General features: G+C 37.3%; 21 protein-coding genes, 3 tRNA genes and 1 riboswitch. Of the genes, 6 read left to right on the top strand and 18 right to left on the bottom strand.

The features are described 5' to 3' along the window. Positions 1-109 precede the first annotated feature (109 nt). The 6 genes from MKX72_RS11245 to MKX72_RS11220 form a co-directional block, all read right to left on the bottom strand. Positions 110-1,510, bottom strand: coding sequence for a Na+/H+ antiporter NhaC family protein (locus MKX72_RS11245; RefSeq protein ID WP_028413444.1), 1,401 nt, complete (start codon positions 1,508-1,510; stop codon positions 110-112). 215 nt (positions 1,511-1,725) lie between these two features. Next, positions 1,726-1,797, bottom strand: a tRNA-Gly gene (locus tag MKX72_RS11240). A gap of 20 nt (positions 1,798-1,817) precedes the next feature. Beyond that, positions 1,818-1,899, bottom strand: a tRNA-Leu gene (locus MKX72_RS11235). A 26-nt stretch (positions 1,900-1,925) separates the two neighbouring features. Continuing rightward, positions 1,926-1,999 (bottom strand) — tRNA-Trp (locus tag MKX72_RS11230). 239 nt (positions 2,000-2,238) lie between these two features. Continuing rightward, positions 2,239-3,633 carry a phospholipase D-like domain-containing protein gene (locus tag MKX72_RS11225; RefSeq protein ID WP_154991768.1) on the bottom strand — a complete coding sequence of 465 codons (1,395 nt, stop codon included), beginning with the start codon at positions 3,631-3,633 and terminating at the stop codon, positions 2,239-2,241. A gap of 367 nt (positions 3,634-4,000) precedes the next feature. After that, positions 4,001-4,270 (bottom strand): hypothetical protein, encoded by a 270-nt coding sequence (locus MKX72_RS11220; RefSeq protein ID WP_155008137.1) that lies wholly within the window; start codon positions 4,268-4,270, stop codon positions 4,001-4,003. Positions 4,271-4,566: 296 nt separating this feature from the next. On the opposite strand from MKX72_RS11220, the gene MKX72_RS11215 reads away from it, so the two are divergent. The 4 genes from MKX72_RS11215 (at position 4,567) to MKX72_RS11200 (ending at position 7,379) form a co-directional block, all read left to right on the top strand. After that, positions 4,567-4,752, top strand: a complete 186-nt coding sequence (locus tag MKX72_RS11215) for a hypothetical protein (RefSeq protein ID WP_028413446.1) — start codon at positions 4,567-4,569, stop codon at positions 4,750-4,752. A gap of 22 nt (positions 4,753-4,774) precedes the next feature. Beyond that, entirely contained in the window at positions 4,775-5,896 is a 1,122-nt protein-coding gene (locus MKX72_RS11210) for a GerAB/ArcD/ProY family transporter (RefSeq protein ID WP_235918753.1), read from the top strand. Between the two features lie 96 nt (positions 5,897-5,992). Beyond that, positions 5,993-6,226 carry a hypothetical protein gene (locus MKX72_RS11205; protein WP_033578905.1) on the top strand — a complete coding sequence of 78 codons (234 nt, stop codon included), beginning with the start codon at positions 5,993-5,995 and terminating at the stop codon, positions 6,224-6,226. A 25-nt stretch (positions 6,227-6,251) separates the two neighbouring features. Then, positions 6,252-7,379 carry a GerAB/ArcD/ProY family transporter gene (locus tag MKX72_RS11200; RefSeq protein WP_028413449.1) on the top strand — a complete coding sequence of 376 codons (1,128 nt, stop codon included), beginning with the start codon at positions 6,252-6,254 and terminating at the stop codon, positions 7,377-7,379. Between the two features lie 25 nt (positions 7,380-7,404). Here MKX72_RS11200 and MKX72_RS11195 read toward each other — a convergent pair whose 3' ends face one another. The 9 genes from MKX72_RS11195 to MKX72_RS11155 form a co-directional block, all read right to left on the bottom strand. Then, positions 7,405-8,739 carry an FAD-dependent oxidoreductase gene (locus MKX72_RS11195; RefSeq protein WP_028413450.1) on the bottom strand — a complete coding sequence of 445 codons (1,335 nt, stop codon included), beginning with the start codon at positions 8,737-8,739 and terminating at the stop codon, positions 7,405-7,407. A gap of 240 nt (positions 8,740-8,979) precedes the next feature. Beyond that, entirely contained in the window at positions 8,980-9,417 is a 438-nt protein-coding gene (locus MKX72_RS11190) for a YrvL family regulatory protein (RefSeq protein ID WP_155008138.1), read from the bottom strand. A 298-nt stretch (positions 9,418-9,715) separates the two neighbouring features. Continuing rightward, on the bottom strand, positions 9,716-11,797 hold the full coding sequence (locus MKX72_RS11185; RefSeq protein WP_034265868.1) for a DNA topoisomerase III: 2,082 nt from the start codon (positions 11,795-11,797) through the stop codon (positions 9,716-9,718). A gap of 127 nt (positions 11,798-11,924) precedes the next feature. Continuing rightward, positions 11,925-13,580 (bottom strand): DUF2339 domain-containing protein, encoded by a 1,656-nt coding sequence (locus MKX72_RS11180; RefSeq protein WP_034265865.1) that lies wholly within the window; start codon positions 13,578-13,580, stop codon positions 11,925-11,927. Between the two features lie 175 nt (positions 13,581-13,755). Continuing rightward, the gene (locus MKX72_RS11175) at positions 13,756-13,992 is read right to left on the bottom strand and encodes a hypothetical protein (protein ID WP_013056931.1); all 237 of its coding nucleotides are present in this window, start codon (positions 13,990-13,992) and stop codon (positions 13,756-13,758) included. A 101-nt stretch (positions 13,993-14,093) separates the two neighbouring features. Next, positions 14,094-14,537, bottom strand: coding sequence for a hypothetical protein (locus MKX72_RS11170; protein WP_034265862.1), 444 nt, complete (start codon positions 14,535-14,537; stop codon positions 14,094-14,096). A gap of 151 nt (positions 14,538-14,688) precedes the next feature. After that, positions 14,689-15,717, bottom strand: a complete 1,029-nt coding sequence (gene splB / locus MKX72_RS11165; protein WP_025752275.1) for a spore photoproduct lyase — start codon at positions 15,715-15,717, stop codon at positions 14,689-14,691. Between the two features lie 112 nt (positions 15,718-15,829). Then, positions 15,830-16,078 carry a transcriptional regulator SplA domain-containing protein gene (locus MKX72_RS11160; protein ID WP_033578899.1) on the bottom strand — a complete coding sequence of 83 codons (249 nt, stop codon included), beginning with the start codon at positions 16,076-16,078 and terminating at the stop codon, positions 15,830-15,832. A gap of 85 nt (positions 16,079-16,163) precedes the next feature. Beyond that, positions 16,164-17,123 (bottom strand): LacI family DNA-binding transcriptional regulator, encoded by a 960-nt coding sequence (locus MKX72_RS11155; protein WP_028413456.1) that lies wholly within the window; start codon positions 17,121-17,123, stop codon positions 16,164-16,166. Positions 17,124-17,247: 124 nt separating this feature from the next. Between MKX72_RS11155 and MKX72_RS11150 the strand changes: the two genes are divergently transcribed. Then, positions 17,248-17,376 (top strand): hypothetical protein, encoded by a 129-nt coding sequence (locus tag MKX72_RS11150; protein ID WP_255219815.1) that lies wholly within the window; start codon positions 17,248-17,250, stop codon positions 17,374-17,376. 39 nt (positions 17,377-17,415) lie between these two features. Here the strand turns inward: MKX72_RS11150 and MKX72_RS11145 are convergent, their stop codons facing one another. The 3 genes from MKX72_RS11145 to MKX72_RS11135 all read right to left on the bottom strand — a co-directional run bounded on the left by MKX72_RS11145 (position 17,416) and on the right by MKX72_RS11135 (position 20,691). Then, positions 17,416-18,726 (bottom strand): Na+/H+ antiporter NhaC family protein, encoded by a 1,311-nt coding sequence (locus tag MKX72_RS11145; protein WP_034265856.1) that lies wholly within the window; start codon positions 18,724-18,726, stop codon positions 17,416-17,418. Positions 18,727-18,811: 85 nt separating this feature from the next. After that, a riboswitch (SAM riboswitch) is annotated at positions 18,812-18,918 on the bottom strand. A 101-nt stretch (positions 18,919-19,019) separates the two neighbouring features. Then, the gene (locus MKX72_RS11140) at positions 19,020-19,787 is read right to left on the bottom strand and encodes an ABC transporter permease (protein ID WP_034265853.1); all 768 of its coding nucleotides are present in this window, start codon (positions 19,785-19,787) and stop codon (positions 19,020-19,022) included. Further along, positions 19,780-20,691, bottom strand: coding sequence for an ABC transporter ATP-binding protein (locus MKX72_RS11135; RefSeq protein WP_034265850.1), 912 nt, complete (start codon positions 20,689-20,691; stop codon positions 19,780-19,782). Before MKX72_RS11135 ends, MKX72_RS11140 begins: the two co-directional genes overlap by 8 nt. A gap of 170 nt (positions 20,692-20,861) precedes the next feature. Here MKX72_RS11135 and MKX72_RS11130 point away from each other — a divergent pair, with 170 nt between their 5' ends. Next, positions 20,862-21,302: a YtoQ family protein gene (locus MKX72_RS11130; protein ID WP_025752263.1), complete on the top strand. Its 441-nt coding sequence runs from the start codon at positions 20,862-20,864 to the stop codon at positions 21,300-21,302. Positions 21,303-21,356 lie beyond the last annotated feature (54 nt).

The raw sequence follows: 21,356 nt of genomic DNA, 5'->3' as shown, positions 1-21,356 counted from the left end.
TCTTATTTCCGCTTACTTGTATCATGCTAGTGTGCCTGTCATTAGGACTGTATGCATACTTTAAATTAAAAAAAATGAAAAATTGATACTAGACGGCTATTTTTCTCATTCAAAATAAGAAAGATACAACAAGATAGAAAGCAACTGTTATTCCCGCTGCAATTAAAGCTGGCTTTAATTTATACTTGGCATATTCAATAACAGATAAATCTAATATTTTGGCGATGGTATTCGTATCGTCGCTTAAAGGTGAAGAAAACGCTCCAAAGGAACCGCTCGCAAACACCGCACCGATAATTAACGGCAAAGAAAGATCTGCAGAACTTGCAAGCGATACGCCAAGCGGCATTAAAATCCCCCACGTTCCCCAAGCAGATCCGATAAAGTAAGAAATAGCGGCTCCAAAGATAAACATGAACGGAGTGACAAACATTTGAGGAATCCACTTAGAATGTGCCGTCACGAAATTTGAAAAACCTAAGTCTTCTGTAACAGCGGATAATCCCCATACTACCGATAACAACAAAATAACGGACATCAAGTCATTGCCTCCTGTGATAAAACCATTAAGCAAATTCTGTAATGTAAAGCGCTGAAACAAGAAAAAAATGAGCGTAATTAACGTAGTCATAATTAAAGCTACTACCATCGCTTCTAACACGTCTGCTTTAATAAATGCTTCAAAAAAGGTGTGACTCTTACGATGTCCACTCCACCATGTTAAAAGTAAGGTAAGTGAAATCACAACAAGTAAAGGTACTAACAAATTCCAAGGCTTAGAAGGCAAATCCTTCGATACGCAAGGATGACAATCATGCCAATCTTTTTCGTCTTCTTCCTCGAGCTTCATAGGAGCCGTAGACGTTGAATGATGAAAAAAGCTGAAATAAATCCCTACTAAAATAATCACAATCGAAAAGAAATTATAAGGAATGCTTTGAATAAACAAAGAATAAGCGTCTTGTTTTATGCCTTGATGATCAATTGCCATTTGAATGATTGAGACCATATATCCTACAAATGCCGTTGCCACGGGAATTAAGACGATAACAGGAGTAGCAGTTGTTTCAATAACAAACCCTAGCTCTGCTGTCGTCATTTTCACTTTTTTCAGCAGCGCTCTCATAATGGGCGCGATCGTCACAAAACGAAATGTGGGAGCACTGAATGTTCCAATGGTTGAAACATAGGTTAAAATAAGAGCTTTTTTTCTTGTATCAATTCTTTCTGCAGCTGTTTCCACAAAACCTTTAACTCCTCCAGCCATCTTAATCATTCCGATAAGCCCTGAAAACGCGTATAAAAAGACAACGATTTCTATATTACTTTTATTTCTAAGAGCTTGTACAACGTAGTGAAGTAACTTTTCAACACCTCCGACAATCGAATGATCAATCAAATAAGCGCCTACTAATAAGCCTAAAAACAACCCTGGCAGCACTTGTTTGGTGAAAATAGCTATTGGAATAACAATTAAAAACGGTATAATTGAAAACCAACTAGATTCCATAGGACTCTCCCCTATCTTAAAAACCATATTAGACGTCTTCACGTATCGTTCATTAGCTTTTAATGTAACCCCAATAATATGTGTATATTCACGAAAACAATACGTATAAGCAGCACTGATTGAATAAACTATTTCTAATTAAAAACAGCATAGTAAAAATCTTTATTTCTACAACAAAAAAAGCAGTTTGCACATGCAAACTGCTTTTGAAAAGAAGCGGAAGACGAGGTTCGAACTCGCGACCCCCACCTTGGCAAGGTGGTGTTCTACCACTGAACTACTTCCGCGCAATATATAAAAGTAAAGATGCGGGTGAAGGGACTTGAACCCCCACGTCATAAGACACTAGATCCTAAGTCTAGCGCGTCTGCCAATTCCGCCACACCCGCGTGTGAATTGAAAAATAACTCCAAAATGGCAGGGGCAGTAGGAATCGAACCCACACTGACGGTTTTGGAGACCGTAGTTCTACCTTTAAACTATGCCCCTAGAAATGATTTCTTCAAAAGAACCTCGTTTATTGACGACGCTATATTATAATAAAACATATATGGAATTTCGTCAATAGGTCTTTTTATGAATCATGACTAGTACTGGCGACTTCAAAAAAACTGTGAGGCATATCACAGCTTTTCACACTTTCCACTGCCAGTTGCAGCACCTTTTACCCTCTACCATTTATTTTTAGAAGCTTTCTGTAAAAGCCCTTTTTTAGGCAAAGTGCAGAACTATACAAAATGTCTCCAAAATCGCGTGAAGACTGAAAGAATATGGAGGAGTGCAGATTTTACAGGAGGCACGTTTTTTTGAGAATCCGTATTAAAATCCACAGGTTCCCCCTCATTTCCCACAAGCGTACTGTGAGAAATTTTAGTTTCAATAGCCCCTGTTAGCTCGGCTGCAAATTCTTCACTATCTATCATAACCATAGATTCAGTATTTAAAAATACAGAACGTGAATCTAAGTTAAAAGAACCAACTGCGCTCAAACGCTGGTCGTAAACAACGGATTTCCCGTGAATGGAATAAGGCTGTTGATATTCATAAAGCTTTGAAGCCGCTTTTATGACGCGATTTTTCACTCCTAAGTATGCAGAAAAAGCCATAGCATTCGGAGTGGACGTAATAGAATTCGTTAAAATAATTCTTTGCACTTTAGATTTTACTGACTTATCTATATACTGTTCCATCTCTTTTGTTGGTACAATATAAGGACTTTGAACGACAATGGATTTTTCAGCTTGCTCGGAAAGCTTAATAAACGTTTTCCATATAAAAGGGCTTTTATTCATTCTTTGAATAGGATTTGTAATAAAAGAAATCTTTCTTGTAGGCATCGTCGATTCTCTCCATACAATATAAGGATGGACAAAGGGTTCGTTTGCTTTTTTGGCCTCTTCGTATTGATCTATTAACAATTTCTTTCCTGAAAGGCCACGAAATTGTTTAGTTTTCTTGAGCTTTGGAAAAGCTTTGCGCGTATACGGGTGGTTCCATAATTTCTCTACATACTTCTCCATTGAGAGAATGACACTATTACTTTCTTGCTTTGTATTATAAATCAGCACATCACGGTCATAGACAAAATTTTTATCCGGTTGACTGGCCAAGTATTTATCTCCAATATTTCGTCCTCCACTAATACCTAATTGGCCATCGACTACTATTATTTTATCGTGAAGACGGTTATGCCATGTCCAAGGTTTAAGAATAGTAAAGGGCTCATAGTACTTTAATTCAATATTATTGTGGAAAGCTAGAGCATAAAGAACATTTTTTCTCTTGCCTTTTAACCCATGAGAGATCCCGTCTAACAGCACTCGAATACGTATACCTCGGTCCGCAGCTTCGAATAAAGCACCCATAAGTAAATCCGACGAACGACCTTTGCCGATGGAAAAGTACGCAATATCGATTGTATGCCTCGCTTCTTGAATCATCTGCATCCGAACAAGTCCTGAAAAATAACCGTTTTCCAAAAGCATAACGCGGTCTGTGGATTCTTTCTTTCCGTAAAAATTCTCAGTATTCATTACTTTTAAGTCTTTTCCCTTGTGCAAAGGGACATAAAACAGTACCAATGCAGTTACGAATACATATATGAAGTACAATACGACAATCATTATTAGTATATTTATTAGCATGTTTCCTGTCACAATCCCTTTCCATTCTTATCGTTCTGTTTTTATTAGGATTCTTACTTTTTTAACTTCTATACCTTTTAAAATAAGAATGGAACGATGGATTATTTGTTACACTACTGTTGATTTCCGTGCAAGCCTTCGCTTCCGCTCCTGCAGGGTCTCACCTATTCTGCTTTCCCTATAGGAGCCTTCGCCTTGCCCTCAAAACAACTGCTAGAAGCTATTATATACACGAAACCTACATTCACTCTGCCAATAAAAAAAAGCAGAAGTTCATTATCTTCTGCTTTTGCAATTTATACCCTATTGTGAACCTGCTCTAAGTGCAAGTAAAACAGCGGCTCTTTTATTGATTAAGGTCGTTTTCCATATCTTTTATGTCTTGCTGAAACTCAGTTAAACGCTGACGCTGTGTTGCAGAAGCATTTTCAAGCGCATTCTCGATTTGCTGAGAGGCTTCGTTCACTTCACCTATCGCTTGCTTCGCTTCATGTCCATAGGATGCATCATTTTTAGCTTCATTTGCCTGTTCATATGCATCTACTGCTTCTTTATGCCCCTGCTGTGCTGCTTGAAACGATTGTTGTTTATCTTTGTTATATGGGAATTTTTTCATCATAGTGCTCCTTTCCATTTGTTCACTCTATAGTGTGGCATTTTTCCACTTATTCATACGACGTTTCAATAGGTTGAAGCTGCGTAAATATTCCGCATAACAACTTCCTTTATTATTTAAGAGCGTCCAATGATATCTTTTATCCCTTGAAATACTTTCTATATTTTACATAAATGTATAATCACTTTCTTTAGCGGACATCATACGAATAGCTTATTTGAACGTCAAAATATATTGGGGTTGACTGCATGCACTTGTTTCTTTCCTTTTTGATCATTTGTGCAGGGATTATATGGATGGAAATAAAAAGATTACCTCAACACTCTCATAAAAAAGAACGGAAAATTTTTATTGTATTCATGACAATCAGTATCATGATCGCTCTTGCAAAAATCTTTCGGCTGCCTCTACCGAACCCTTCTGATTGGGTAGAAGCAATGTTTCAGCCTTTAAGTCACTTATTATTCCGTTGGATCACTTAATTCGTGTATATGGCAAAAGGATGTGCTCATTTTGCTTAATGAAATCAATATTTCGGCTGCGCAATTTCGCAAGCTAGTAACTTTATATAGCATCGGAAGCACAATTATTGTTGTGCCTGCCGCTATTACGGCTGATGCTCATCAAGATGCCTGGATTGCAGCACTTTTCGGTGTAGCATCAGGAATTGGCTTAGTTTTGCTTTTTACCTCACTAGGAAAAATGTTTCCAACGCTTACGCTGATGGAAATGAACGAAAAAATTTTAGGTAAACTGTTTGGAAAGATTGTTTCTGCTGTTTTTGTATTATCCAATTTGTTTATCAGCAGTCAAGTTCTTTACTATGTAGGGAATTTTCTCACTACACAAATTCTTCCCTACACGCCGCTTACAGCCATCCACATTGCATTTATGGGTGTGGTTATCGTAGGAGTACGCCTAGGAATAGAAGTTATTGCACGAAGTGCCGAGATTTTATTCCCTTGGTTTGTCGGATTATTCGGACTTCTGATTTTGTCTATGATTCCGCAAATTAAAATAGAGCATATTCAGCCTGTGTTCGAAATACATCCAAAAGCTTTTATTCGGGCTGTTTTAACGTTTTTAAGCATGAGTTCTTTGACTTATACGATTCTGCTTATGATTTTCCCTTCCCATACACCAGACACAAAAAAGTCCACTCAATCTTTTTATATAGGGAATATAGCCGGTGGACTAGTGATGGTTACGTTAATCTTACTTGGAATTTTAGTGCTTGGTCCTTATTACTCCCAAATCACCATGTTTCCAAGCTATGAATTAGGAAGAAGAATTGATGTAGGAAACTTTCTTCAAGGTATTGAAGTAGTCATTGCTATTTTGTGGTTTATTACTCTCTTTTTTAAGCTTTGCATTTACTTTTACGCTACTCTTTTGGGGTTTGCCAATGTATTTCATATAAAGGACTACAAGCTATTTTCTTTTCCAGTCGCACTCATCATGATTACACTTTCCCTTATTGTATATCCAAGCGTTTCTTATCAAAAAGATTGGGATACAAAAACGTGGATTCCCTACAGCTTACTTGTAGGCATCTTATATCCGCTTTTCCTTTTAATTGCAGGATTTATTCAAAACAAAAAGCAGCATTCTTCTAACAGCGACTAAAAAATCAAAAACCTTTAATAGAGAATGCACCTTCAGTATAAGTAGTTATTTTTCTGGAAAATATAACATTAATTATTCATGTATAGGAGCTAGTCTATGCTAGGGGTATTGGGGTTACTTATTGTTTGCACGCTCGTCATTTGGTTTGAAGTACCTAACTTACGGCAAAAAAAAGCGAAGAAAGAATTATGGCTATTCTACACAGTTCTTGCAATTGGAACGTCCGTAAGCATCTGTAAAGCACTGGGTTTGTATGTTCCAAATCCTTCTGATTTATCAGCTGCTATCTTTAGACCAATCAGCATATTTTTACTTCATTTATTATCTTAATACGTAAGACGAGGAAGTGAATACCGTGAAACCTGTAGTTAAAATTTCAACGATTCAATTTCGCATGCTCGTCATGCTTTATACAATTGGAAGCACAATTGTTATTGCTCCAGCGGCTATGACTGTTGATTCTAAGCAAACTGCTTGGATTCCGGCTATTCTCGGAGTAGCATGCGGATTTGTATTAGTGAAAGTATATATAGCTCTCGGACTTTTATTTAAAGATAAAAATCTGGTAGAAATCAATGATGTAGTATTTGGAAAATATCTAGGAAAAGGTGTATCTTGTTTATTTGTCCTATCTACTGTCATAACGTGCAGCCGCATTGTATACTACGTCGGGAGTTTTTTAAATACCCATATTATGATGGAAACGCCGCTGCTTGCTATTCATATTATTTTTATGCTTGTAGTTGTGTTCGGGGCAAGACTCGGGCTAGAAACAATTGCACGCTGCTGTGAAATCTTTTTCCCGTGGTTTGTTGGCCTTCTCGGAATTTTTATTTTTTCACTAACTCCTCAAATGAAACTTGAAAATCTTATGCCTTTAATGGACATTCACTTAAAACCGCTGACTCATTCGGTTCTTATCTTTCTTAGCATTACTTATTTTACTTTTGCTCCTTTGATGATGATTTTCCCCCTTCATTTAAGAAAACCTGAAAAAGGAGCTAAAGCTTTAATGAGCGGCAGCCTGCTAGGTGGATTTATTATGGTAATTGTTATTTTTTCTTGTATAATCGTTATTGGTTCTTATCATTCTTCAACTACCATGTTTCCCGTATATGAAATGGCTAAGCGAATTGAGGTGGGAAATTTTTTGCAAGGAATCGAGGTAATTATTGCCATTATATGGTTTCTTACTCTTTTCTTTAAAGTTTCTCTTTATTTTCATGCTTCCATCGCTGGACTTTGTCATATTTTTAACATCAATGAAACTCGATTTCTAACGTTACCGATGGGATTAATTGTTACGACTTTTTCCATTATTGTGTACCCAACCATTACCTATCAAAAAACATGGTTAGCCGAAACGTGGATTCCCTATAGTTTTTTGATGGGAGCTTTATATCCTTTTATTCTTCTTATCATAGGATGGATTCGTTTTAAACCAGCTAAAATAAAAATAAAAAAGATAATAAAATCTACATAAAAAAAGCAGGTAGTCACCTGCTTTTTTATGCTTGAAGCGCTTGAAGCCCTGCTTGGTTTAAGAAATGCCAAGGCTTATTAAAGTGGGGTTGAAAGAAAAAGTCCATAAAGCCAAGCTCATCGATCGTCATTTCCTGCTGTACGCATACAGACAATGTATTAATTGCTTGAGTAGCATCAATTTTAGAAATAACCTGTGCACCTACAATTCGTCTCGTTTCTTCTTCATATACTACTTTTAACGTAATATTTTCGTACGTTGGCATGAATTCTGGTCGGTTATTTTCTGATATTGTGATACTTTTCACATTCATATCAAAAAGAGAAGCCGCTGTTTCAGTTATGCCGGTAGATGCAACATTGTAATCATAAATATGCAAGCCTGATGTTCCTTGTGTTCCCATATACTTAATCGTCGGTTTAACAAGGTTTTGAGCAACTAATGTTCCCATTCTAACCGCATTTGTAGCAAGTGGAATATAGGCATGTTTCTTAATCGGATTGTAGTAAATCGCACAGCTATCTCCGGCCGCAAATATATCTTTTTTGCTTGTTTGCATATATTCATCAACCACAATTGCGCCGTTTGGAAGCATGTCTACCTGCCCTTTTACTAAGTCTGTGTTTGGACGAAAGCCAACACACAAAATAACAAGATCCGCTTCATATTCACCTGCAGTTGTCACTACTTTTTCAACAGATCCATCGCTGCCTGCAAATTTAGTAACCGCTTGGTTTAATGCTAATGTAACTCCGCGCTTTTTAAATTCCGTTTCCATCAAGCTTGTAAATTCTGGATCAAGATATTTATTTAAAATACGATCAGCACTATCAATGAACGTGACTTCTTTTCCATACACTTCAAAGGCTTCTACTAATTCTGCACCAATATAACCCGCACCAATTACGGCGATTTTTTTTGCTTGTTTTGCTTTTTCGATAATGTGATTAGCATGCTGATAGTTTTTACAAAGCACAACATTATTTAAATCGATGCCTTCAAGGTTTGGAATAATTGGCCATGATCCAGTTGTCATCACTAATTTATCAAATGTATCTTCAAATTCTTCGTTTGTTTCTAAGTTTCGCACCGCTATTTTTTTGTCTTCTGTATCAATATTCGTCACTTCATGTTTCATTTTCATATTTACACCCATCTCTTGCAATTCAGACGGTGAAGAGTAAAATAAACCATTTGCATCTTTTACGACCCCGCCTACATAGAGCGCAATTCCACAAGACAAAAATGAAACATTATCATTTCGCTCATAAACTGTAATTTTAGCTTCTGGATAAAGTTCTGCCATATTTTTTACTGCTGCTGTTCCTGCATGTGTACACCCTACTACTGCAATTTTCATAGATGATATCCCCCTTAGGATTATAGAAAATATAATTTGTGAAGTTTTTCACATATATTGTGAAATGTTTCACATACCTTTTACAATTCTTATTATACAAACATGTTTGTTCTTTTTCAAGAGATATGTGAAAAAAATCACATACTTTTTTTAAAAAATATGTTACAGAGTTCTTTAAATAGCATTGAAGCTTGATATGATGCGCTTTTTTTGTTGATGCGCTGCTGATGAACAATTTCATCAGCTTGTTTTTTTACGTAGAAACTCACTATCCAATGCACTCTCTAACAAAAAAAATAAACCGGATAAAATAATCATCGCTAAAATAGATACACGGATTCCGCTTATAAGCAAGTCTGCTATATAAACCGATAGAAAAGTAAAAAATATGTCCACAAAAGCTGCAGATGCTACAAATAATACTCTGTTCATCCTAGCATTCTTCATTAAAAAAATAAGCGCCTTTGAAAAAAGCTCTGTGATAGAGCCAAACACAAAAATAAAAAATAGAAATAAACATATGGCCCAGTAAGAGTCATACTCCACTCCCATCACTCTAAGGAAGCCTATAAAACCAAAAAAGTAGCTTCCCATTAAGATAGCTAAAATGATTAGTACCATCGCTCCTGCTATAAAGAACGCAATTAAAAGATCCATTCCCTTGCTTTTTCTTTTCATTGTTCCATGCCACCTTACTTATGATTCAATCCGTATTATACCAAAAAGAGGACGAGACATAACGAAACGAATCCATTCTAAAAACAAACAACTAGTACACATGAGCGGAGTCACTTTGGACACCGCCGTTGACTTCCGTGAAAGTCTTCCCCTTGTCCTCCAATCAACTGCTAGAAAGACCTACACACGAAACCTACATTTACCACAACAAAAAAAACGAACCACGAATCAAACATCTTGATCAATGGTTCGTTTTTCACTTTGTCTAAAATCTTTTTGTCCTAGTCTCTTTTCTACTTTACTTATCTTTTTTATCTTGAAGAGCTTGTTTTAAAGCATCTCCCAAGCTTGAACCAAATGCTCCGTCATCGTTGTATTTGTTAAGAAGCTTTCGTTCTTCTCGTTTTGAAATCTTTTTCTTTTTGTCCTCGGCTTTTTCCACTACTTGACATGAACGGCATTGGAAATACGTACCCGCTTTTCCTGAATGAATTTCCATTCGTTTATGACACTGCGGACAGCGTCGGTTCGATAGTTTAGGGTCTTTTGCGCGTCTATAGCTGCACTCAAGGCTTGAACAAACGAGCACTCTTCCTTGCTTTGTTTTCTTTTCTTTTAAGAACGAACCGCATTCCGGACATTTAGAGCCCGTTAAATTATGAGGTTTGTACGTTTGATTACTTGTTTTTACTTGCTTGACAAGCTTTTCTGTTTGTTCGCGAATATTCGTTAAAAACTCTTTTGCATTTCCTTTTCCTTTAGCAATTGCTTCTAAGTCACGTTCCCATTTAGCCGTAAGCTCAGGAGACTTTAACTCGTCTGCTACTAAGTCAATCAGCTGCTTTCCTTTTTTTGTTGCGTGCAGACGGTTATTTTGGCGATCAATGGATTCGTTTTGCAGAAGTTTTTCAATAATATCTGCACGTGTTGCCGGCGTACCTAAGTTGTGTTTTTCCATTTGTCCAAGAAGATCGGCTTCTGTATAGCGCTGCGGCGGCTCTGTAAATGCACTTTTCATCGTTACATTTTGAATGAGCAGCTTGCTGCCTTCTTTCATATCAGGCAGCTTCACCGTTGCTTCTGAGTCTCCACCAGAAACTTTTTTGAAGCCTGCATTCACAACTTGCTTTCCGCTCGCTACCAACAGTTCCCCGTTTACTTCAAGCTCTGCTTTAACCACTTCATACTCATATGCAGGATAAAACAATGAAATAAATCGCTTTGCAATTAAGTCATACAGCTTTCGTTCATCAGCTGATAAGTCCTGTAAAAACACAGGCTGATCCGTTACGATAATCGCATGGTGATCACTTACTTTTTCATTATTAACCACTCGCTTTGGCAGCTGTGCATTTTTTAAAATTGGACGAACTTCTTCTTTATATACAGCAGAGATGCTTTCCAAGCGCTCTTTCATAGTGGAAACCATATCTGTTGTTAAATAACGAGAATCTGTACGTGGATACGTGACTAACTTATGCTGTTCATATAACTTTTGAAGTACATTTAATGTCTTCTTAGCAGAGAAGTTAAAGCGTTTGTTAGCGTCGCGCTGCAGTTCATTTAAGTCATAAGGAAGCGGCTGCGCTTCTTTATGCATTTTACGCTTGATTGTTTTCACAACTGCTTCACCTGATAATTTTGAGTGCAGCTCTTTTGCACGTTTTTCATCAAAAATGCGCTTTTCATTGCCCTTTTGCCAAGCTGCTTCAAACGACGAAAACTGAGCTGTAAGCGTCCAATATTCACTAGGTTTGAATGTGTTAATTACTTGTTCACGCTCAATTATCATCGCAAGCGTCGGTGTTTGTACACGTCCTGCTGATAATGGTTCTTCGTATTTAGTCGTTAACGCTCTCGTTACGTTTAAACCGATAAGCCAATCGGCTTCTGAACGGCAAACTGCTGAATCATACAAACGATTAAACTCTTTTCCTGGTTTTAGCTGTTTAAACCCGTCACGAATCGCTTTGTCCGTTTGAGACGAAATCCAAAGACGTTTAAACGGCTTGTTCCAGCGTACCTTTTCCATAATCCAGCGTGCTACAAGCTCTCCTTCACGCCCTGCATCAGTCGCAATAATTAACTCGCCAATATCCTTTCTTTTTGCTAGATCGGATACTGTACGAAACTGAGAGCTCACTTTACGAATTACTTTTAGTTTCATTTTCTCAGGCATAATTGGCAGATCTTCTAATCGCCATGTTTTATATTGGTTATCATAATCCTCTGGTGTTTGTAATTCAACTAAATGGCCGAGTGCCCATGTTACGACATACTTTGGCCCTTCAATATACCCTTTTTTTGTTTGTGTGCTGCCAAGCACGCGCGCAAGATCACGTGCTACACTTGGCTTTTCTGCTAATACAAGTGATTTCATTTTATGTATACCTCCAATTCACTTGTTCCATTATACATGATTGTATACTTTTTGTACGACTTCAAGATTAAGTTTACATAATCATATTATAATAAATAAAGCTGAAGAATTTCTCTTCAGCTTCTAGCTACTTCTTTTTATAAAATAGTCGCGAGATAATTAAACCGATAGCTCCTAAAACGATAAATAACAAGGCTCGTATAGCCATTGGGATAAAAGGTAAATCATATAAAACGAGTTTAAAAAGTGTTAAGAACAAAATGCCCACGCCGACATATGTTGCTGTTTTAAAATTTCGAAGTGATCCTATTACGAATGCAGCAATGGACAAGCATAGCCAAACGGCCGTCATAATAAGCGTTTGTGTATTAGCGGAAAGATCAGTGGTTCCAGCGACCGTCACTTCCGTTGCAAAAATTAAAGAAAGAATAGAAAAAACAATACTTCCTCCAATTTTGAACGTATCGTGCTCATCTTTTTCTGTTTTTTGAATACTGATCCATACAAATACTAGAATAGAAGCTAACACAACAACCCAGTTTAATGTCGGAAGAGACAGCACTTGTTCGATTGGTGTAACTAAGATATACGTGGCACTCAGTATATAAATCGTATAAGAAAACAGTTGATGAAGTAGATTTTTATACGTCATGGCGATATAGTAAACAGCAAGTCCTTGAATCACATATAAAATGACTCCTTCTCTTAAATCGACGAGCTGATGAATAAAAAACGCTACTGCAACAATTAAATAGGTAATAAAAAATTCAAATTTCTCCTTAGAACTTCTTACTGTGTAAACACCTAATGCGTAAATAATAACTAGCGCAAGCAGCACCATGGTAGTCGTGCCATCGTCAAAAACGGCAAGCAGCCAGCCGTACGTAGCTGCTAAACTCGATAGAAGGGTAAACGCATATACTTGGAGTACGGATTGTGATAGAAAAAAGCTAGAAATTAAGCATAAATGCTGAATCAGAATCGCCATACCTAATAACGCTTTTACACCATTATCACCAACAAACGAGTAATAAATGAGTAGCGTAAAATTTAATAGTACCGCGGAAAGAACATATAAAATTGAATATTTTTGTTTGATTGCCACATATAAAAAGGCAATATACAGAAGCGTTTCATAGCCAATGAAAACCAGAGCATTAGGCGAATTACTTTCAATAAGAAAAGGAACTAGTACGCCTCCAACCGCGCTAATAATCCCTAATGCCTGTGAACGATAAAAGACTGTCGCGATCATCCCTAAGATAATCCAGCTCGTATTTAGTATAAAAGCAAGCGTTGGTCCTGCTAAATGATATAGGCTATGCATCGCAAACGTCGTTAACATGAGAATAGGAATAGCTCCTCCTACAAGTACTTGCCCGAGCACCAGCCTACCCTTTTTGATTTGGAAATGACCTGTTACAGCAAAACCTATTGAAACAACGAAACCGAGAACAACTTTTGCTTTTTCATTCATTAATCCATAGTCAGAGGCTGCTTTAAATCCCCATAGCACGCCAATAATAAATACGAAAATAAAAATTCTCGGCAGCCATGTTTGAAAAAGGACTTTTTCCCAATCAACAGGCTCTTCTATTGCCTGTGAGCTTTTAGCTGCTGTTTGAGCAGGACGTTTAGTCGTCTCCTCGCGCTGTTTGGGAGGAGCGTGAACTGCTTTTGGTCTTGGAGAATTTGTTTTATATACAAGCGACTTTAGCTTGGCTACGTCTTCTTCTAAACTGCTTATTTTTCGTTCAAGCTCTTCTATTCTTTCGTTTTCCATATTTCCTCACCCTTTCTCTTTAAAGTATTTGTGATTTTTATATGTATACCTTACAGAACTTAACTATTATACCATCAAAAGGAATATCACTTAGAAAAATTCTATTTTTAGCAAAAAAAAAATACAGCGATCTTTTCAAAAGAAAAGTTCGTTGTATAGGATGTGCTACATTTTTTTATGTCACTTTCTCGCTGTATGTACTGTGAAAACCCGCTTCGATGTGGGCTACTTGAAAGCTATGATGACCAATTAAATATTTAACAATATCCACACGGTCAATTTTACCTGGCTTATTGTTCATTGCTTCTCGCACCATAGATTGAAATGTTTCTTTGCAAAACTTCTTTTCATGAAGCAGAATCGTTTCACAATACTCTTCATGGTCTCCCTCTGAAATACGATAATAATGCATTTCTTTCACCCCTTTTTAATGTTATACCTATTACATACCCCAAATATTGCTATTTTAACAAATTAATTTTATTATTCTTTATTTTTCCATTTATATATAATTTACAGCACAACGTTTCGAAACTCATCGTTATAAATGCTAATTTGAAGACGCTGAGAAAAACGTTCTTCTTCAATGTAGGTCTCAGGCATTAATCCAACAGGATATACCCTCGGGTTTTCGCCGCTTCCTAATATGTATACATACATCTTTCCTTCGCTTGTATATCGAACTTTCGTCGAAATACCTCCTTGCCCTTGAAGAGGCGCATAAACCGCTCTTACATTATCTCTAATTTCTTGTACAAATCCATGTAGTTCAACATCCGAATCGTAATAGTGGTTTGCTTCATACAAGCCGTAAATACGAGACTTATCGATATCACATAATATGTTCCAAAATTCAGATAAATCTTCTTGGAACAACACTTGAATAAAATTTCGTGCAGCTTCTTGCTGTTCTTTTGTTAATTCTTTTGTTAGCGCAAACTCTTCATTTTTTAACATCTCAGTCACCTCCCTTATGTATGTAATACGACAAGAGATACAAATAACCTCTTTTTTCAGCTTATTAGCAACCAATTTATTTTTCACATTAAAAATTGAAAAGCTATCTCGACTAAGATGTCAAAATAACTCTTCAATTACTGTAGAATAATTACGTAAAATACTCGATTTTCGCATTTGGAAAATACTGATCAATGTAATATTCCAACGTCTCTCTTAATTCTTGTTCTTCATCTTTCGCGTATACATACTTTCCAATCCCGTAACGCCCCCATTTGTAGCGGCGCTCTTCTTCATTCATCTCAAGCTTTGTTTTCGGATAGTTTTTCTCAATCACCCGTTTGGCCGGCTTGGTAAAGCGATGCTGAATCATTTCAAATGTAATATCATCTCTTGACTCTTCAGGTATAGAAGCATCAAGCTTTTCAAACAGCTGACGGTATCCCTCTTGCCAACCTTCATGAATGTAAATAGGCGCCACAATAAAGCCAAGTGGATATCCGGCTTTTGCAACTTTATTAGCAGCTTCAATCCGATAATCAAGAGGAGATGTACCAGGTTCAAAGTTTTTTATAACATAATCTGCGTTTATGCTAAAGCGAAAGCGCGTGCGACCATTATGTTTAGCATCCAATAAATGATCCACGTGATGAAACTTAGTCACAAAACGCAGTTGACCTAGTTCACTTTCCCCAAAATATTCAATCGCGCGCTTTAATGAATGTGTTAAATGATCAATTCCTACGATATCAGATGTACAAGCCGCTTCAAATCGCGTTATTTGAGGGGCTCTTTCCTGCATATATTGCTCTGCTTGACCTAATATTTCTTCAACATTCACGTACGTACGAATATATGGTTTGCTTCCCATTGTTGTCTGCAAATAACAATAGTGACAGTGCCCCATACACCCTGTTGCAAAAGGTATTGCATATTCAGCTGACGGTTTAGATGTATCAAATTTCAAGGTTTTACGCACACCAACTACTAAAGTAGACTTGGCATTGCGGTATTTTTGCAAATCATTTTTTCCCGGTATATTACGCACTTGATTATGAGAAGTTGTTTGACGAATCTCAATTCCCATCTTCTCAAATTTTTCTTTTAATTGAACACCAAGCGGGTACTCCATTGCCCCTGGCTCAATGTATACTAATTGAGGTACAAAAGGTTTTATCATCATGTACACTTCCTTTTTTCTAATACTAATAGCGTTTGAAAAATAAAAAGACTCTATCCGTGGTAATTATTTTTTAGATCAAAAAAGACTCTCTATTTAAGAGAGCCTTTCGTCAATCATATTGTTCATAATCAAATATCTTGTTATACATGTTCTCTGCTTCTTCATACGTTGAATACACGGCATCATCTTCAGCTAACAAATGATAAGACTCATGCAGAAACAGCGCTTTTTCACCTTTATTTTCAGGATGTTCAACAATTTCAGCTTGATTAATATTGGCAACGTTTGCCGTATGAGGGTTTCGGTAAATAACAAATACTTGATCTCCTACTTGATATTCTTTTTTCTCCACGATCATCATCCTTTTCTTCTTTCTTTACTCGTATGATGTCCGCTTTTACTCATTTTATCCGATAAAAACACGTGGTGAGATCATCAAGAATTTATACGCTTTTACGCTCAATAAACCGAAAAGGAAGCTCAATTTTTTGAGGATCCTTGCTCCTGACTAGTTTAAAAAGCGTTTCGCCCATTTCTTTGAGAGGAAGTTCGATCGTTGTGATTTGTAAATAAGAAGAAAGCGGATGATTATCAAAACCAATAATAGCTAAATCGCCTGGAACTGATATACCCGCTTGTTCGCACTGAGCTTTTATACCAATAGCGACTTGATCGTTTGTTACTAAAAGCGCCTGAGGCCGATTTTTCATCTGCACCAATTTTTTCACCACTTTTTCACCATCTGTCACGTTCAAACAGCCTTGAAACACCCATTCCGGATGATAAGGCTCATTTATTCTTTCTACATATTCTTTGTATGCTTGCTGCCTCTGTTGACTATTTGTACCCGTCATTCTTCCAATACAGTAGCCAATATCCGTATATCCTTTTTCTTTTAAATACATGAGCGCTTTCTTAAAAGCTGCATAATGATCAACGTATACGGAGCGAATAGAACGATTTTGTACGTTTTCGCACACGGCTATCGGCCCGTACTGCTGATAATATTCAATCGTGCTCCAGCTGCCTGCTCTAGAACAAATAATCACTCCATCAACCTGCTTTGTTTTTAGCATATGAAGCGCTTCTTCTTCTTTTTTTACATCATAGTTCGTCTGACAAATAACAAGCTGATACTGCTTTTCTAACGCTTGAGAGGCCACTCCTTCTAAAAGCAGACTGAAATAAGGATGATTAATAAAAGGCAAGACGACGGCAATCATATTTGTTTTCCCTTTTGATAAGTGAACGGCATTAATGTTTTGTTCGTAATTAAGTTCTTGAATTACTTCTTCTACCAGACGGCGCTTTTCTTCTTTTACATACGGATGATGATTTAAAACCCGTGACACGGTCGAAACAGATACACCAGCTTTTTTTGCGATATCTCGGATATTTGTCATGTTTTCACCTTTTTCTCTTGCGCTGAAACGCGTTTCATACTTTATTCTCATTATAAAGTGAAAAAGCAATAAGCTAAACCCGTTACAATCATGTTTTTATTCACTTATATAAGGAGGTCATATCATGGGTATTTTATTATTCATTTTATTATGCGGAATTGAAATCGGAGGAGCGGCTTATGCACTTAAACAAAATGAGACACTTTGGAAGGAGCTAGATGAAAAAAAGCCGACTGATTTTTTCAAACAGTAAAAAACCCTTAAAAAGAATGTTCTTTTTAAGGGTTTGATATTACGCAGCTTCTTTAGATGATTTTGATTTTTTATTTAAACGAGGAAAGCCAATTACAATCGCAATGATACCGCAAACCGCTGTTAACATTGGATAGAATGTAAATGGAATAATCTCAACCGGTGAAACTTTAGCAAATCCTGCTGCGAGAAGCATTTGTGCACCGTAAGGGATAAGCCCTTGAACGCTGCATGAAAACAAGTCGAGCAGACTGGCTGATTTACGATTATCAATTGAATACTTATCAGAGATTTCTTTCGCTAACGGACCTGCTGTAATAATTGAAATCGTGTTATTAGCCGTGGCTAAATTGGTTAAACTTACTAATCCAGCGATACTGAATTCTCCGCCTTTTTTTGTTTGAATGCGTCGTGTTAATAGGTTCAATAAGAACTGAATACCACCGTTATAGCGAATGAGTTCAACCATTCCGCCAATTAAAAGAGATAAAATAATTAATTCCGACATTCCGCCAATACCTTCTGTCACAGTTTTAGCAAGAGAAGAAAGCGTGTAGCTTCCGTCAGCTAATCCAATTACGCCGGCTAATACAATTCCTCCGGTTAAAATGCTTAATACGTTTGCACCAAATATGGCAGCAACGAGTACGCCGACATAAGGCAAGATTTTAAACCAGCTAAAATCTTTAATTTCTACTGATGACGTATTGCCTAGCGTCATTACAAGTAATAAAATCACTGTAACAATCGCTGCAGGAAGGACAATAAAAAAGTTTACTTTTAATTTATCTGACATATTTGTTTTTTGCGTACGAACTGCCGCAATGGTCGTATCAGAGATTACGGATAAATTATCTCCAAACATTGCACCACCAACAACAGCAGCAATTGCCAATGTAATGGATACATGCGCCTGCTCACTGATTCCTACAGCGATAGGCCCTAACGCAGCGATCGTTCCCATTGACGTTCCCATCGAAATTGAAATGAATGCGCCAATAACAAAGATTCCGACTACCACTAAGCTTTGTGGAAGCACAGACAGAGCTAAGTTTACCGTTGAATCAACAGCTCCCATGCCTTTAGCGACTTGAGAAAAAGCACCTGCCAAAATAAAAATAAGTACCATAATAATGATATCAGGATGCCCTGCTCCTTTAGCAAAACGTTCCACTTTTACATTAAGTGAATCTTTGCGGTTCATAGCCAGCGCCACGATGGCTGCAATGATAATAGCTACTAATACAGGCAGCTTATAAAAATCTCCCGTTATAATTCCTGATCCGACAAACAGGACTAAAAAGACGCCCAGCGGTAACAGCGCCCAGCCGTTTCCTTTTTGTTGTTCCATTCTTAACACCTCTTGTTTACGTAATAAAAAAAGACCTCTTCTTATTGATAAGAAGAGGTCTCTTATTTGTATCATAAGATTACCCTTCTCATCTTCCAAACGAAACATCGTCTGCTGGATTTGGCACCGCACTGCGTACAGCCAGTTGCCGAGACATCATAGGGCCAGTCCCTCCGTCTCTCTTGATAAGAAGTTTATAGTTGTTTTAAAAATAGTCTTTCACTACTGTAATCTCTTTTTATTTAATTGTCAAATGCTATTTTAGAAAAATATATAGTGTGAAAATTCTCACATCAATTAGCTACGTCACGTTTTAAAAACGCCACCCACGCTACGCCCATAAAGAAGACAAAGTGTGCAACTAAGATGAAGATTGAAAATGGAATTGTCATTCCGTCAAACATCGTCTTCATTCCGTCCATATACTGCACAAAGTTTGTGTTGGCGAACAGTAAAAATTTCCCCCACCATAGACCAAACTGCGATACTATCCCAGTTACTGCTTTCGCCCCAATACTTACGACAATAGCTAGACTTGAAGCAAGCGCGCTGTTTCTAAATAAAGACGACAGCATAAAAGCAAACGTCATCATCATAAACGTTTCCATATACGCGCTGTCATACGTAAGCGTAATGTTTTTAAGCAGCTGCGCATCTCCTTCTAGACTGGCAAATCCAAAGAACAATGCTCCCCATACAAACGAAAAAAGCAAATAGCTCAGCAAGTAATACAAGCTAATTAAAACGAGCGTTATGTACTTGGACGTTAAAATCGTTGAACGTCTAGCAGGGCGAATTAAAAGAAGCTTAATGGTACCCGCTTCAAACTCTTTTGCAACCATTGATCCTCCAACAGCAAGCGCGAAAAATTGAACGAGGATCAGCATGCCTGCACTAAATGACAGGAAATTCAATATGTTGTCTTCCGTTCCTGCGCTGTTTGCTACTTTCTTCATTAAAAGAGCCATACAAAGAGTTAAGATGCCGATTGTAATAAACGTGACTTTTGTACTTCTTTTGTAAAACCATTTCATATGTTCATTTTGAATTAACTTAAGCATGGTGCTCTCCCTCCGTAACGGACATAAACGAATCTTCAAGCGTCTCATAAACAGGAGTGATTCGGTAGACTAAAATATCGCTGTCCACTAATTTTCTATTCACAGCTGGAATTTGTTCTTTCATAATCACTACATCAATACTATCGGATTTTATTGTTACTTGGAATTCTTGAGATAAAAGATCCGCTGCTTGTTGCACGTCAGATACTTCAAATTCTACATACATCCCTTGATCTTGACGATTTGGAGATAGATCTTGAACAGCTTTTAACTCGCCGTTTTGAATAATACCAACGCGGTCACATAATGCTTCCACTTCTTTTAATAAGTGGCTCGCGATTAAAATTGAAATACCTTCTTCCCTGCAGAGGGTTTGTAAATATGTACGAAATTCTCTCATTCCCGCTGGGTCTAGACCATTTGTTGGTTCGTCTAGTAAAAGCAATGCAGGCTTATGTAAAATAGCTTGAGCTACTCCTAAACGCTGTCTCATCCCAAGGGAATACGTCTTCACTTTTGCATGAATGCTGTTTTCAAGCTTTACTAGCGCAATCACTTCATCCAAGCGTTCTGCTGTGATCCCTTCATGCATATTCGCAAAGTGTTTTAAATTTTGATAGCCCGTCAGATAATCATAAAACTCAGGATTTTCAATAATCGCTCCAATTGATTTCATAGCTGATGTAAACTGTTCTTTTAAAGGAAAACCATTGACGGTAATTGTTCCCTTTGTTTCTTTAATGAGTCCTACGACGGTACGAATGAGCGTTGTTTTTCCAGATCCGTTCGGACCAAGCAATCCGAAAATCTCACCGCGCTCAACCGATAAGGATACATCATGCAAAATGGTTTTCTTCCCAATTACTTTACTGACATGATCTACTTGTAGCACTGTTTCTGTCATCATGTACATCCTTTCTTTAATTAGCAATACGCCTTCTATTGTTTCTCTTTTTTAACTATTTGTCTACTATAACCTTATTTTTGGAAAAGTAGCCCATTCAAATCATTCGTATTATCCGCTTACATTTGATAAAATAAAACAAATCTTAGTTAGAGGAGGACTTCTACATAATGAACTTAACCGTATACCTTGCCGGGCAAATTCACGATAACTGGCGAGACGAAATTAAAAACCAAGCAGAACAATTAAACCTTCCCCTTACCTTTGTCGGTCCCATGACAGACCATGACCGCTCCGACAACATTGGAGAAGAAATTTTAGGAAAACAGCCTAATGCTGTCTTAAAAGATGAAGCTGCTTCTCAAATTAATAATTTACGCACACAGGTGCTCCTTAAAAAATCTGATGTGGTCATTGCTTTATTTGGTGAAAAATACAAACAGTGGAACAGCGCAATGGATGCGGCGACAGCCATCGCATTAGATAAACCGCTAATTTTGGTTCGCCCTGAAAAACTGCACCACCCGCTTAAAGAACTGTCAAACAAAGCCCAAGTTGTAGTCGAAACGCCAGAACAGGCTCTTCAAGCACTAGCTTATATTTTTGAATAACAACAAATAAGAGCTGTCGAAAACCGGCAGCTCTTATTTGTTGTTTGTTGAAGG

The sequence above is a fragment of the Priestia sp. FSL R5-0597 genome, assembly GCF_038006305.1.
GTDB lineage: Bacteria > Bacillota > Bacilli > Bacillales > Bacillaceae_H > Priestia > Priestia zanthoxyli.
Note: the sequence above shows the minus strand (reverse complement) of the source record. Positions and strands in the feature narration are given on the sequence as shown.